Origin of the sequence: Mesorhizobium tianshanense, from assembly GCF_007830515.1 — a bacterium.
In the GTDB taxonomy this organism is placed as follows: Bacteria; Pseudomonadota; Alphaproteobacteria; order Rhizobiales; family Rhizobiaceae; genus Mesorhizobium; species Mesorhizobium tianshanense.
Window position 1 is genome coordinate 98,653 of sequence record NZ_VLKT01000012.1, and the last position, 14,497, is coordinate 113,149.

General features: G+C 62.8%; 12 protein-coding genes and 1 pseudogene. 5 read left to right on the forward strand and 8 right to left on the reverse strand.

All coding sequences use genetic code 11. The annotated features are described in order from the left end of the window. Positions 1-277: 277 nt before the first annotated feature. Both IQ26_RS11825 and IQ26_RS11830 read right to left on the reverse strand, forming a co-directional pair. Positions 278-784 (reverse strand): SIS domain-containing protein, encoded by a 507-nt coding sequence (locus tag IQ26_RS11825; protein WP_208760145.1) that lies wholly within the window; start codon positions 782-784, stop codon positions 278-280. Further along, positions 769-1,428 carry an orotidine 5'-phosphate decarboxylase / HUMPS family protein gene (locus tag IQ26_RS11830; RefSeq protein WP_162457938.1) on the reverse strand — a complete coding sequence of 220 codons (660 nt, stop codon included), beginning with the start codon at positions 1,426-1,428 and terminating at the stop codon, positions 769-771. Before IQ26_RS11830 ends, IQ26_RS11825 begins: the two co-directional genes overlap by 16 nt. 538 nt (positions 1,429-1,966) lie before the next feature. Here IQ26_RS11830 and IQ26_RS11835 point away from each other — a divergent pair. From IQ26_RS11835 to IQ26_RS11855, 5 genes are all read left to right on the forward strand, one after another. Next, the gene (locus IQ26_RS11835; protein ID WP_145717063.1) at positions 1,967-2,608 is read left to right on the forward strand and encodes a glucose-6-phosphate isomerase; all 642 of its coding nucleotides are present in this window, start codon (positions 1,967-1,969) and stop codon (positions 2,606-2,608) included. Continuing rightward, positions 2,605-3,582, forward strand: a complete 978-nt coding sequence (locus IQ26_RS11840) for a shikimate dehydrogenase family protein (RefSeq protein ID WP_240547081.1) — start codon at positions 2,605-2,607, stop codon at positions 3,580-3,582. Before IQ26_RS11835 ends, IQ26_RS11840 begins: the two co-directional genes overlap by 4 nt. Before the next feature lie 4 nt (positions 3,583-3,586). Beyond that, on the forward strand, positions 3,587-4,468 hold the full coding sequence (locus IQ26_RS11845; protein ID WP_240547082.1) for an MBL fold metallo-hydrolase: 882 nt from the start codon (positions 3,587-3,589) through the stop codon (positions 4,466-4,468). 13 nt (positions 4,469-4,481) lie between these two features. Next, positions 4,482-5,369: an SIS domain-containing protein gene (locus tag IQ26_RS11850; RefSeq protein ID WP_145717065.1), complete on the forward strand. Its 888-nt coding sequence runs from the start codon at positions 4,482-4,484 to the stop codon at positions 5,367-5,369. A 105-nt stretch (positions 5,370-5,474) separates the two neighbouring features. Continuing rightward, positions 5,475-6,998 carry a xylulokinase gene (locus IQ26_RS11855; protein WP_145717067.1) on the forward strand — a complete coding sequence of 508 codons (1,524 nt, stop codon included), beginning with the start codon at positions 5,475-5,477 and terminating at the stop codon, positions 6,996-6,998. 180 nt (positions 6,999-7,178) lie between these two features. Here IQ26_RS11855 and IQ26_RS11860 read toward each other — a convergent pair whose 3' ends face one another. The 6 genes and pseudogenes from IQ26_RS11860 to IQ26_RS11880 form a co-directional block, all read right to left on the reverse strand. Beyond that, positions 7,179-9,716, reverse strand: coding sequence for an arsenate reductase (azurin) large subunit (locus IQ26_RS11860; protein ID WP_145717069.1), 2,538 nt, complete (start codon positions 9,714-9,716; stop codon positions 7,179-7,181). Positions 9,717-9,730: 14 nt separating this feature from the next. Then, positions 9,731-10,258 carry an arsenate reductase (azurin) small subunit gene (locus IQ26_RS11865; protein ID WP_145717071.1) on the reverse strand — a complete coding sequence of 176 codons (528 nt, stop codon included), beginning with the start codon at positions 10,256-10,258 and terminating at the stop codon, positions 9,731-9,733. Positions 10,259-10,411: 153 nt separating this feature from the next. Beyond that, complete coding sequence (locus IQ26_RS41250; RefSeq protein ID WP_322791153.1) at positions 10,412-10,837, reverse strand: AAA-type ATPase lid domain-containing protein; 426 nt, start codon at positions 10,835-10,837, stop codon at positions 10,412-10,414. Between the two features lie 57 nt (positions 10,838-10,894). Then, positions 10,895-11,755, reverse strand: a pseudogene (locus IQ26_RS41255) (sigma-54-dependent transcriptional regulator); the annotation flags it as partial. Beyond that, complete coding sequence (locus IQ26_RS11875) at positions 11,745-13,202, reverse strand: sensor histidine kinase (protein WP_145717075.1); 1,458 nt, start codon at positions 13,200-13,202, stop codon at positions 11,745-11,747. The pseudogene IQ26_RS41255 and the gene IQ26_RS11875, both read right to left, overlap by 11 nt. Continuing rightward, positions 13,199-14,299 carry a substrate-binding domain-containing protein gene (locus IQ26_RS11880; protein ID WP_322791152.1) on the reverse strand — a complete coding sequence of 367 codons (1,101 nt, stop codon included), beginning with the start codon at positions 14,297-14,299 and terminating at the stop codon, positions 13,199-13,201. The genes IQ26_RS11875 and IQ26_RS11880 overlap by 4 nt, the downstream gene beginning before the upstream one ends. Positions 14,300-14,497: the final 198 nt, after the last annotated feature.

Consider the following 14,497-nt stretch of genomic DNA (forward strand, 5'->3'; position numbering starts at 1 on the left):
TCCTGCGAACCAGGCCGCCGGTATCTCCCCGTCGGTTGCCGTCGCCGGAGCACGGCACCAACGCTCCTCAAGCACAATATCGGCATCGCGCGGCGAGTCCAGTGCCTTGCCGCAACGGAAGGTGAGGTACCCAGCGGGATTCCCGGCTAATGCATATCGCCCAAAAGCGCGCAGCGGTTAGAGCGCGCGCCGCCAGGAAACCGCTCCGTCTTGCCCGGGGTAAATTCCACCGCATCAACAATCCCGTCACCGATGCTCACCACCGTCGGCATGGGCCTCACTGCAAGTTGGTGTGGCGGTGCAACATCAGCCTGTGCGCTTCGGGTATCTGCTGCGCCAAGCCGAGCACGACGCTGTCGAGCAGGATAAGGCAGGATTGCTCGAATAGGCTCCCGCCAAACTGTTTCGATCCCTCGACAGGGACATGCAGCGTGACATCGGCAATGCCGGCCAAGGTCCCGGCTGGCTTGTGCGTCAGCGTAACGACCTTGGCGCCCTCCGCCTTGGCGATGCGGGCAAAGCCCGTGCTGACCGGCGTCTCTCCAGAGCCGGAGATGATCAGCAGCGCGTCGCCCCTGCGGATCGATGGCGCCGATACCTCGCCGACGAAATGCACCGTTCGGCCAAGATGCATGAAGCGCATCGCACCCATCTGGGCGACAAGGCCGGAGCGCCCCTGCCCGGAAAAGAACCATCGTTGATCGGGATCATCGAATGCCTGCACCAGCCTCGCAAAGGCGTCGGCGTCGATCCGGCCAAGAAGGTCGGCTATCTCCTGTCCCACGGCCAGCCACGGCCTGGATTGGGCAATCTGTCGCGAATCCATCGTGCTATCTCTTTCGGGTTTGCGGATTCTGTAATGGCGCTGCCAACCACGAGGATTTCGGGTTCGACTGCGATCACCGCTTCCAGCGTGTCGGGGCCGATCCCGCCGGCGAGCGAAACCAGAAAGCCGCGATCGTGCATCTTTTTCACGGCGTCGATATGTGACGTGGAGGTGTTGCCGGCCAGCCGCGCATCGGTCGGCGAGTGGACAGCGACATAGCCGAAGCTTTCGGGGAAGACAGCATTCAAGGGAAGCAATTCCGCCTTGCCCGACTCGGTGATGGTGTCGACGATGACAGTCGCGCCGAAGGCAGCGGCACGTTTTCCTACCGCTTCATGCGTGGCTGACGAAGCACACGACAGGACAGTCATGAACGCGGCGCCAGCACCGAATACCATATCGGCCTCGAATTGGCCGCCGTCGACGGTTTTGGTATCAGCCAACACCATGACATCAGGGCAGAGCTCGCGCGCCGTGGTGATGGCAGAGAGGCCAAGACGTTTCAGCAACGGCGTGCCGATCTCGATAATGTCGGCAAACGCCTTCATCTGCGGGAGCAGGGCCAGGTGTTCAGGCTTGTCGAAGGCGACTTGGAGGAGCAAGGCGGTTCTCTCGAATTGCTTCAGGCCGGTTATGGCGCATATCGAATGGACACGCGAGCGCTACCAAGTGGCCTTGGCCGAGATTCAGGCAGCAGGCTCTTCGCCACCACGCAGGGGCCGTCGCGAACGAACGGGATGTGAGGTAAAAGTCCGGGCGCGTGGAAGCCGACGCAGTCCGCCATCACAAACATCAGAAGCTCACGTGATCTGTACCATTGATACATAACTTGCGGCTCATGCTACCCACTTCGCGCTCGCAATTCAGAATTTCCAGATTATTTCGCCATATTTGAACGATTTTACGATTGACACCCAACTGTCAGTGTAGTGCTACTACAAAATTACCCCAAGGCGCCGGCCGCCGCAGATCAAATCCGGGAGGACACGTTTGCACACGGAACGGGCCTCGCGGCGTCACTTAAAACGCCGCTCGCGGTGCGGGCGCCATGATTAACGGCGCCAATTCCGCGATCGACTGTGGCTACATGATCGCCTGATCAGCGCCGACGCCAACAGCAACGCAATATGAGGTAGCCCTTTGACGAGACTGTTTGAACCCACGAGATGCCAGGTCGATCCGTCGACTGGTGCGATGGGAAATGCCACCGGCAGTTACCAGAAACGCTTCCTCGATCTGGACGGGCTCTATGCGGACGCCGCGGCCTTTGAAGCCATGCGCGCGACATGGGGCGAGCGCATCGTCTACGAGGTCTCCGAGTTCCGGCCAACCGAGCAGCCGGGCGATCTGATTTTCGGCGTCACGCGCATGGCGCCCGGCAAGGTCGGCGACGAGTATTTCATGACGCGCGGTCATATCCACAAGCAGGCCGACCGGCCCGAGATCTACTATGGCCAGAAGGGGCACGGCCTCATGCTGATGGAATCGCCGGAGGGCGAGATCCGGATCCTGCCCGTCCACGCGCAGACCGTCTGTTACGTCCCCCCTTACTGGATCCACCGCTCGATCAATGTCGGGGAAGACGATCTGGTGATGCTGTTCTGCTACCCGGCCGATTCGGGGCAGGGCTACGAGATCATCGCAAGATCGGGAGGCATGCGCTCGCGCGTGGTCACCGGCGATGAAGGCTGGAAGGCAGTCGACAACCCGGATTGGCGGCCGCGTGACGCGAAGCTGATCTCCGCCCTCTATGCGCGACAATCCCGTACGGTGCCGGCATGAAGGCTCCCCTCGAAATGGCTTCTTGCCGCTATCGGCCGGCCACCCAGCCGACATTCTATTTTATCGGCGTCACGACGACGAGCAGTTCGATCATGCGGGTTTTCCCTGCATGGGCGCGTCACCTCGGGCTGAAGGATGCGGTTCTCAAGGGCATCGACTTTCCGCTCCATGTCGATCCGGAGGCCTACCGTGAGGTCGTCTCCTTCATAAAATCCGATCCGCTGTCGCTTGGCGCGCTCGTCACCACGCACAAGATCGATCTCTTCAACGCAGCTCGCGACCTGTTCGACGTCATCGATCCGCACGCTCGCCTGATGCACGAGACCAGTTGCCTGTCGAAGCGCGACGGCAAACTGATCTGCCATGCCAAGGATCCGATCTCTTCTGGCCTTGCGATAGATGGTTTCATCCCGGCGGGATACTTCGCCGACACCGGCGCGGAAGTCCTGTCCATGGGTGCCGGCGGATCGACGATTGCGATCACCTGGCACCTGATGCGCAAGGAACGTGGCGCCGACATACCTTCGCGCATCATTGTCACCAACCGTTCGCAGCCGCGTCTCGACGAAATCCAGCGCATCCACACAGACATGACGTCGACGGTCGAGATCGAGTATGTCCTGGCGGACCGACTCGAGATCAATGACGAGACGTTGGCGACGCTGAAGCCAGGCTCGCTGGTGATCAACGCGACGGGACTTGGCAAGGACGCCCCGGGCTCGCCGATCACCGATGACGGCGTGTTCCCCAAGCGCGGCATCGCCTGGGATCTCAACTATCGCGGCGACCTGATCTTCCTCGACCAGGCAAGGCGGCAGCAGGCCCGGCAGCAGCTGCAGACCGAGGACGGTTGGAAATATTTCCTGCATGGCTGGACGCAGGTGATCGCAGAAGTCTTCGACATCGCGATCCCGGTCTCGGGGCTGGATTTCGACGAGATTTCGCGCATCGCCATCGAAGCGGCGAAAGGCTAATGCCGTGGAACGCATTCTCGTCACGCCGCGCGCGCTTACCACGACGGCATTCGACGAACCGCTCGCCGCGCGCCTTGCCGCGTCGACGAAGGCTGGCGTCGCGCTGTACTGGCTCGGACAGGCCGGCTTCGTCATCGAGGCGCATGGCCGCCGGATCCTGATCGATCCCTATCTCTCGGACAGTCTGGCGCAGAAGTACCGCGGCAAGCCGTTCTCGCACGAACGCCTCATGCCGGCATCGGTATCGATAGACGATCTCGGTCGCGTCGACCTTGTGCTCGTCACACATCAGCATACGGATCACATGGATCCGGCGACGCTGAATCCCATCGCCGCCGCGAACCCCGAATGCCGCTTCGTAGCACCACGGGCAGCACTGAACGAAGCGATGAACCGCATCGGCGTGGGTGCGGAACGGATCATCGCCCTCGACGCCGGAGACAGCGTGCGGCCTCTGCCCGAATGCTCCGTCAGCGCGGTGCGGGCCGCCCATGAAACGCTGGAGCGCTCGCCCGAAGGCTGGCATCGATTTCTAGGCTATGTGTGCGATCTGGGCGGAACACGTTTGTACCACTCAGGCGACACTGTTCTCTTCGAGGGACTTGCCGAAGAGGTCGCGCCACTTCGCCCGTCCGTCGCGCTGCTGCCGGTAAACGGACGGCGCGCCGAACTGCTGAATGCAGGGATCCCCGGCAATCTGACGCTAGACGAAGCATGCGGGCTTGCCGCACGCATCGGATCTCAGGATCTCGTCGCGCACCACCACGGCATGTTCGCATTTAATACGATTGATCCAGCCAGGATCGACGCCATGGCGGCGCGGGACGATTGCACGGTCCATGTCCATAGGGCACGAACGTCGGTCGAGTACCGACTGTCGAACTGAGCCGAGGATCGCGATGCCCCCCAAGCCACGACTTTCAAGTCCCGCGATCGGAAACATCCTGGAGGTCATCCGCACGAAGCGTGAGGAACTTCGCAAGTCCGATCGGAAGGTTTGTGAGCTTGTGCTTGCCGATCCCAAACGGGTGTTCAACGCCACGGTCGCCGAGACCGCTGAATGGGCGCAGGTCAGCCAACCAACCGTCATCCGCTTCTGTACGTCGATTGGCTGCCAGGGCTACCAGGATTTCAAGCTGCGGCTTGCCCAGAGCCTGGCGCTGGGCACGCCGGCGACCCATTCGGTGATCCTCGACACCGACACGCCGGCCGGCGTCACGGAGAAGATCTTCGATTACGCGATCACCAGTCTCGATTGGGTGCGCCACCATCTGGACCCCGAAGCGATCGACCGTGCCGTGAACATCCTCGAAAAGGCCAACCGCATAGAGTTTTTTGGCTTTGGCGCCTCCGGCATCGTGGCACGAGACGCGCAGCAGAAGTTTCCGCTGTTCGGCGTGCCATGCGGCGCGGAAACCGACGCCCACCAACAGATCATGGTGGTTTCAATGCTGAAGCGGGGCGACGTGGTGGTGGTCATTTCCAACACGGGTGCCACACTATCCATCATCGAGACGGCGCGCCGCGCCCGCGACCGCGGTTGCCAGGTGATCGGCCTCGTCGGCATGGAAGGGCCGCTGGTCGAATTCTGCGACGTTGTTTTACTGGCCGAAACGCTGGAGAATACGAACATCTATACGCCAACGATTTCGCGTATCGCCGCGCTGGCGATCATCGACATCCTGTCGACGGCGGTGGCGCTGCGCCGTGGGGCCGAGCACATCGAACTCTTCACCGGCATGAAGCGCAATCTGAGATACCTGCGGACCACCACCGACAGGTTCTGACCGACAGACCGAGGATCACATGTTTGCTGCCCTCTCCCGCATCAGCCCGCCCTCCTCCCTGACAATGCGGTTCAGCTCGCTTGCCCATCCCAGGGCTCTGTCGAAATGAGCGGCGAGCTTTTCCTCGCCATCGACGTCGGCACCGGCAGCGTCCGCGCCGCACTGACCGATGTCACCGGCAAGATCCTCGAACTTGTGTCGCGAGAGCACGACCAGATCGTGCCGGAGTTCGGCTGGGCCGAACAGCGACCGGTCGACTGGTGGGAGGGTGCGCGAACGAGCGTCAAGACGGTGCTGGACCGCGTCGACGGCGCCCGCGAACGCATCTCCGCCATCTGCGTCTGCGGACAGATGCACGGGCTGGTCCTGCTCGACGCGCACGGGGCGCTGACGCGCGAGACGGCGCCGCTCTGGAACGACAAGCGCTCCGTCGATCTCGTGCGTCGCTTCGAGGAAGCGAATGCGCCGGGCAGCTACCTGCCCGAAAGCGGCAACACGCCGACCCCCGCATGGCCGGGCTTCAAACTGCAATGGGTCCGAGACAACGATCCCGCCGCGTACGCCCGCAGCGCGGTCGCCATCATGCCGAAGGATTACATCAACTACCGGCTGACCGGCGAGATTGCCATGGATACAGGCGACGCGTCCTGCAGCTTTCTGATGAACCCAGAGCGGCTCGACTGGTCAGCGGCGATGATCGAGCGCATGGGGCTGGACGCCGCCAAGCTGCCGCCGATCCGCAACCCGCTGGATGTCATCGGCCACGTCACCGAACAGGCGGCGCGCGACACCGGGCTGCGGTCCGGAACCCCGGTGCTGGTCGGCGGCGCCGACTATCCGGTGGCGCTGCTCGGCTCGGGCGCTTGTCGGCCGGGAATGGGTTCCGACAGCACCGGCACCGGCGCCATCATTACGGCGATCGCCGAGAAGCCGCTGCTTGACCCGGAAATCTCGAACGTCGCGACGATCGAAGGCAACTGGGCGCAATTCGTGCTGCTGGAGACTGGCGGCGACGGCATGCGCTGGGCACGCCGCGCCTTCCACGGCAACGCACTGTCCTATGACGAGATCGTCGCCCGCGCCGCCGAGGCACCCGCCGGTTGCGACGCACTGCTGTTCATGCCGTTTCTCACCGGCGAGCGTCTGGGGCGCCATCGCAACGCCCGCGCACAGTTCTTCGGATTGGGCGCCGGGCATGGCATGGAGCATCTGCACCGCGCGATCCTGGAAGGCATCGTCTTTGCCATGACGCGCCACATCCGCATCATGGAACACGCGTCGAACAAGCCGCTGGAGCGCGTTATCGCCGCCGGCGGCGGGGCGCGCACCGAACTCTGGCTGAAGATCAAGGCGAGTGCCTTCAACATTCCGATCCTGGTTCCGCGAGAGCCCGAATGCGGCATTGTCGGCTGTGCCGCGATGGCGGCGACGGCGACGGGCCGCTTCTCGCGCGTCGAACAGGCGGCCGAGGGTTTCGTCAGCTACGGCGCAGAAATCCAGCCGGACCCCAGATGGGCCGAGACCTACAGCCACACCCAACCCGTTTTCGACCGGCTCTACCACCACAGCCAGGCGCTCTACGACGACCTCGATGCACTGGCGGCCGCCACGCGGCCGACGCAGCCGTGACGTCCGCGATCGGCCCATCCTCATGCGCGACCCCGAGGCGATCAAGGCGTTGGCCGGCGGAATCGACAGGCTGCTGGTCGACGGCGCCGGAATTGCACGGCCCGAAGCTGAGTTCGAGGACCTACATCGAAGTCATCGATGTGAAAACCTCAATAGCCAGATGCGGGGCTCGGGAGGGCCTCAGACTGCCTGATACTCCTGCGACTTGAACGAAAGGTGTTTCACGCCTTCCGGCGCATCCGAGATTTTCCGGATGTTCGCCCAGGTCTGCTTGTAATTCGGGATCACCAGCTCGTTCACGCCGTCATTGATGACGTTGCCCATCACCCCGGTCGGAAAGCCGAACAGCATGAAGGTCTCGCCCTTCTTCGCCGTCGGGGTCGGATAAACCATCGCCTGCGTCGAACCGTCATCGTTGTAGACCTCGACGAGATCGCCGGCCTTCAGGCCGAGTTCACCCATGTCGTCCGGGCTCACCTGGATGTAGGTAAAGGGCATGCGATCCATGACGAATTCGTTCTCCTGGTCGAGGAAGGCGTTCTGCCAGACGATGTTGGCGCGGCCATTGTTGATAAGATACTTGAATTTGGCCTTCTGCTCTTCCTTGCCTGGTGCCTGCAGCCCGCGCCAAGGCGCGTCCATGAAGTTTGCCTTGCCGCCTTCCCCGGAGAAAACGCCGTCTGCATAGAGTCGTTTCGTTCCGACGATCTTGCCGTCCGCGAAGCCAGTAGCGGGCTCCTGGAAGCCGTTGTTGCCCATGGCCTTCAGGCGCTCGTAGGTGACGAACTCGCCGCCGCCGGCGTTCTTGTTGTAGCCGTCCATGAAGGCATCTTCTTCGGTCGCCCAGTCATAGCCCTTGAACTGGTCGGCATAGGCGGCATCGCCCATCTCGCGCAGCACCTTTTCCATATGCTGGGCCAGTCCTGCCGCGATCAGGCAGTCAGGCTTGGCATTGCCCGGCGGGTCCATGTAGCGCTCGACCAGCCGCATGCGCCGCTCGCCGTTCATCGACGTCAGGTTCATCTCGCCCGACTCTGCCGCCGGCAGCCAGACATGGCTCGCCGCGCCGATCTTGGACGGGATGATGTCGACATCGACCGAGAAAAGGCCCCCGGCCTTGATGGCGGCCAGAATGGTTTCGACCATCGCCTGCCGATCGCCATACGGCACCTTGCTCATCGCATCCTTCACGATGTCCGTCCGCGTCTTGTAGACGCGGTTGAACTCGTGCGCATTGAGCGAAGTCTTGTAGTGGTCGCAGGCCCAGATGTGGTGGACGCCACCCTGGCCCTCGATCAGAAGCTTGTCGACATAGGTCGCGGGCCGCCCGACATGCGCGTCGGAGGGGCGCACATAGCCTTCCTGGTGTCCGCCGAGGCGCACCACGCCGCCGCCCTCGCGGCCTATATTTCCCGTCGCCAGCGCTATGTTCACCAGCGCGCCGTTGGTGCGGTAGTTGTCATTGCCCCAGATCAGCCCCTTCTCGTAGCCGATCATGGTGCGTCGGCGCTTTCCGCCTTCTTTCGGCCTGGCGATCCACTCCGCCGCCTTGACGATGTCGGCCGGATCGAGCCCGGTGATGCCCGCCGCCTCTTCGATCGACATCCTGCAGCCTTCAACGGCGCCGCTGAAGTTGGTGAGGTGCCCGGGCTTGCCGTCCGCCTCGCCGCGCGCCGGATACAGCGCCGGGCGCGCCTTGCCTTCAGCGGCCGTGCTGTTCTTCAGGAAATCCTCGTCGACCCAGCCCTTGTCCGCAATGTAGGTGAACAGCGCGTTGAACAGCGCCAGGTCGGTTCCTGAATTGAGCGCGAGGTGGAGTACGTTTTCCTTGCCCGCTTCGGCCTCGCAGGCGTTGACGGTCACCGTGCGGCGGGGATCGACGATGATGATCCGGGCGGCCGCATGCGGCTCGTCCGGCATCTGCGCCTGCTTCTTGTCCAGCGTCGTGCCTCGCAGGTTTGGGACCCAGTGGTTGAGGAAGTAGTTCGTCTGGGTCTCGAGCGGATTGGTACCGACGGCCATGATCGTGTCGGCGAGCTCGGCGTCCTCGTAGCAGTTGTTGAGTTCGCCAACGCCCATGTCGCGAGTGGCATGGACTTCCGAGTTGTAGGCCGGGCGATTGTGGATGCGTATGTTCTTCACCTTCATGGAGCCAAAATAGAGTTTTCCGGTGCCCCAGGTGTTTTCGTAACCGCCGGCCGACCCGCCATGATCGAACATGGAGACGAACAGCCCGTCCTCGCCCTGTTCCTTCACGACCGCCGCGGTCACCCTTGCGACGAGGTCGAGCGCATCGTCCCAGGACGTCGGCTGCATCTGGCCATAGCGCCATACCATCGGGTCGGTGAGCCGCTGCATCTGCGAGCCCCGTGCCGTCGAAAACCGCGTTTCGCCCATGCGAGCGCCGCGCACCGAACCAAGGCCGGAGTTCACCTCGCATTCGTGGTCCGGCTTGATGACGATATGGACGTCCTTACCGTCCTGCTTGACGATGTTGTACATCGAAGGCGCGTACCAAGCGTCGGTCTCGGCGGCCTGCTGCTCGGACAGATCGACGCCGAATACGTTCGAGGCGGCATCGGTGCCGCCCTGCTTGTTGGCCGGCCAGGTGTAGGCGTGGTAGCCGCAGCCGACGATGCAGTAATGGCAGGTGACGTTGTGTTTCTTCGCATCCGCCGGAATGATCGGCAGCCGGTCGATGTGACGTTTGTAAGCCATGATCCGATCCTTCCCTAAAGTACGTTGCTCAGGCGACCGTAGAGCAACTCATCCACGCCCTCGGCATAGATGTCGCCCTTGTCGTCGATGCGGAGCGCGTATTGCGGCAGGTTGGCGGTCGACTGCCCCCATATTTGTTGCCCGCCGGCATCCGCGTCGAAGCGCGAATAGTGGCCGGGACAATTGAAGGAGTGGTCGTCGGCGTTGTAGTTGAGCGGGAAGCCCTTGTGCGGACACGTGGTCGAGAACCCAACGATGTCGCCGTCAGGGCCGGCGCCGCCTTCCACTTTCGTTCCAAGCTTCAGCAGCACACCGGGCGCGTTCTCATCGGGGTAGCCGACATCGAAAGGCTCGTTTGGTTTCAAATCGGCGATATTGGCCAGCCTGTTCGACGGGTATTCGACCAGTGCCAGACCGGGTGCGGCCTTGGTCTGAGCTTGCGCCGGCAGCGCCACCGCCGTGGCCACGCCTGCGGCGGCGAACGCCCCTCCCCTTAGAAACTGTCGGCGGCCGACGTCGACCAGCTTGTTGCAGCGATCCATGCATTCCTCCCGTTTGGCGAAAATCGTCGCAAGCGGCCTTGCAACGCCTGTGCCAGCCGGAGAAGCCGCCGATTTCATTCGGGAAACTGCTGTAGCGTCAGCCCCAACGGGCCCGCGCGTGCGGAAATCCGGACATGCTGCACTGCCGAAGGTTCAAGAAGTCGAACGTGCCCGATCGGCAAGGCCGAGCCGCGTCATCTTCTCCCAGAGCGTCGTTCGGGAGATCGCCAGCAACCCAGCTGCTTTCGCAATTTGACCGCCTGTTTCGTCCAGCGCGCGCTCGATCTGCCGCCGCTCCGCGGCATCGCGAACGTCGGCTAGCGGGGCGAATGCAGCACTTCCGGGCTTTGTTGTCCGTTCCGGGAACAGGTCACCGGGCATGATCCACTCGCTGGTCGACAACGCCACCGCCCGCTCGACGCGGTTTCTGAGCTCCCGCACATTTCCAGGCCAGGGATAGGCAAGTGCGGCCTCCTCGGCCAGCGCGCTGAAGCCCCGGATCCGGATGTCGGATCGACTCGCTGCATTTTCCAGGAACCTGTCGAGAAGCCAGGTGATGTCCTCATGCCGCTCGCGCAAAGGCGGAATTGTCACCGGCAAGACCGCAAGCCGGAAATAGAGATCTTCGCGGAAGCTCGACGGCCCGCCGCCTTGGCCAAGGTCGCGATGAGTGGCGGAAACGACCCTCGCACGAAACGTACAGGGCGTTTCACCGCCAACCCGGTTGAAACTTCCGTCTTCGACCAATCTGAGCAGTTTTGCCTGGAGCGGCATTGGCATGTCGCCGATCTCATCCAGGAACAATGTGCCCTTTCCAGCCCGCTCGGCGTATCCGAGGTGCCGTTGTTGCGCGCCGGTAAACGCCCCTTTTTCGTGACCGAAAATCTCGCTTTCCAGCAGCTCGGCCGGGATAGCCGCACAGTTCACGGCGACGAACGGCTCCAGACGCCGAGGCGAAACCTCATGCAGCAGGCGGGCCGCAACTTCTTTCCCGGATCCTGTCTCGCCGGTGATCAGAACAGGCAGATCGTGGCCCGCGTAACGACGCAGCAGGTCTTCGGTATGCTGGATGGCCGGGGACTCCCCGAGGAAATAGCCCTTGAGATGAAGCTGGCTATGCGTCGTCCGCCGCGCGGCACCGATCCGCCGCAGGAATTCATCCATCGCGAACGGCTTGGTCATGAAATCGACGGCGCCGGATCGCATCAACCGGACAGCTTGGTCGATCTCGCCATGGCCGGTCACGAAGATAAAGGGTGGGGAGTTCGGCAGGTTGGCAAGTTCGCTGAAAACCACTTCGCCGGAAATGTCCGGAAGACGGACGTCACAAATCACCAGATCGAGGGAACTGGACAGGCCTTCAATTCCGGAAATGGCGTCTCGTCCTGACCGCCACCATGTCACCCGCCAGCCTTCGAGCTCGAGGCGCTGAACGATCGACCCTCCCATCACAGGATCGTCCTCGACAAGGCCTATCCGGGCGCGGTCAGGCAGCATGGGCTTTGGCGTCCTCGCTGTCGAAGGGAATTGTCAGCGTGACCGCCGTCCCTCCCCCTCTTTTGGGTGCGATACTGGCACGTCCGCCAAGATCGTCAACCACGCGGCGGACCATCCAGAGGCCGAGACCACGCCCCGCGCGTACGGCCGGACCGGGATCCTGATCGATGAGAATCCCCGCGATATCGGCCGGCATTCCGGAGCCCTGGTCGCCAATTTCGATGTGCAGCCGGTCTTCGGCGCTCATTGCGTTCAGCGAAACCGTCCCGTCTTCCGGAGTGACCGCGCTCGCATTGAGGAGGAGGTTGAGAACTGCCTGACGGACCGGACCGCCGCGGATGGGCAACTCCGGCGCACCGTTCCATGCGACGCTCCAATCCAGCCGCTGCCGCTTCCGGCGCAATTCCGGCTTGAGCAACAGACGGACATCTTCCAGATCGGCGGCGGTCATGGGGCGCTGCGATCGTTCAGGCCGGTAGGTGGCAAGCGCGGCCTCGACCACGTCGCGGATACCGGCAAGGCCGCGCTCGATCAGGCTGATCGATGTGTCGCGAACACCGGGGGTTTCGCCATGGGTCTTCAACGTATCCAATGCGTTGAACAGGCCGCCAAGCGGGTTGTTGATCTCATGCGCCATGCCGGACGCGAGACGCCCCAGGCTCGACAGCTTCTCTTCCTCGGCGAGCTGCATGGCGAGATTGGCACGCTCGCGCTCGGCACGAACAAGGGCATTGTAGCCGCGGAACAGGCCCGCGACTTCGGAATCCCTCGTCGGGATTTCCCGGGGGGAGATCGGCTCGGCCGCGCCATGCGCTGCCGAACGCATGTGATCCTCCAGCACCCGCATCGGGCCGATCATCTGCCTCACCAGCACGAAGCCGCCCAAAGCGAACAGGGACGCAAGGACGCCGTTGGTAATGAGCAGGGTGATCAGAATCTCACGCCGCTCGGCAAAGAGGTGCGAAACATCGAATGTGGCGTGGATCGTTCCGATCGGCTGACCCTGGTAGACGAGATCGCGGTGGGCGAACCCGGTCAATCTGGTCTCGTCGATCGTGACGACATCAGGACCATAGCGATTGAGATAATCCGCCGGCAATTCGGAATAAGTCGCCATCCGGTTCGGATCGCTCGCTGCGAGCACCCTGCCGTCCGGGCCGGTCACCACGGTTTCGACCGGAGCGAGGGATTTATAGGACGCCGAGGATCTGTCGAGCGCGTCGAACACCTCCCAGACGTCCGCCCGCAGCACGGCCGGCACGACCGTCGCCGAAAGACCATCAAGATATGTTTCGGCAAGGCCGTCGAGGAAGCTTTCCTGTGTCCGCGACAGCCGGTTGAGCACTCGTTCGGAAATGGCTGCACTGATGACCACCATGAGCAAAGCCACAAGGACCGGCACGCGGTAGGAGACGGGAATCGATCGGAAACGCCGGAGCAGTTTCATCCAAACTGCCTCACGGTTTCCACCTTGGCCGCAATCGCGTCGAAGAGCGATGGATCGGTTGCCACGAACCCGTCCAGACGAAGCAGGGCGAGGACTTTCCGCCCCTCGGCATCATCCTTCATGGAAATCAAGGCCTGCTGCAACGCCTTGACGCGTCGATCGTTGGAGGCGGACTTCGGCGACGCTATTGGCGGAAAGCCGAGCAATTCCGATTTGCGAACGATCCTGGTCTGCTTCACCAAATCCGGCTCGGTCTCACGCATGACCTCGTAGACGTAGCCGTCCACGCTGCCCGACTGAGCGAGGCCCGAGGCGACGGCCCTGATGACGTTTCGGTGTCCATAGGTGAAAAAGCTCCGCGAGAAGAAATTGCCGGGAAGCTGGCGCTTCTCCGCAAGCAGCGCCCGCGTCACCAGAAAACCCGAATTCGAATCAGGATCCGAGAACGCGTGGACGTCGCCTTTCAATCCGGGCCAGTCATCCGCTTTGCGACCGGCCGAAGCGATCAGGTACGACTGGTAGAGCGGCTTGCCGTGCCAGACCGGGGTTGCGACCAGGTCGAGATCGGCCTTGAACTGCACGTAGGGATAGCCGCAGATCCATGCCGACTGAACCTGCCCGGAAACCAGCAGCGCCGTGATTTCCTGATACGTGCGGCGCGTGACGAGCTCGACCCGGCCTCCGATCCTGGCGCCCAGGTAGCTGCGCAGATGGCCAAGCAATTCGAGATCGTTCGAGAGGAAGACCGGCGTCAGCCCGAATTTGAAACTCTCTTCTTCGGCGCCGAGGGCAACGGGTGCGAATAGCGTCGTCGCACCCGAAACAGCGGCCGCAATCAGATCGCGCCGTGTGATCGGAACGCCGTCGGTGGCCCTGTGCGGGTTGCCTAGGTTCCTCAAGAATTCCTCCCGACCGGAGTAGGTGCGTGCCCGGCCGGTTCGATCATACCCGAAAACGTGGAAGTCTAGGAACAGCAAAAGCGGGACCGGATTTCGGCGACGGGCAAGCCCGATCGTATCGAGCCGCAGCACGGTCTGCCCGAGCAGTCCGGCAGTCGGTTCGGCCAGATCGATCAGCCCGGCGTCGAACGCTCCCACCGACGCAGGCTGCGATCTGGGAGAGGCGCTCGGCATCGCCGAGATGCGCGCGTGGGCGGCGAAACAACCTGGATCAATTCGGCTGGCATCGTCGCCGATGAAGATCGGCGGCGACCCGTTCCTCTCTTGCACGTGAGCACGAAGGCGTTGCCACGATCCGTGGACGATCTGGGGAGCGAACCGATGCATCCCGTCTGG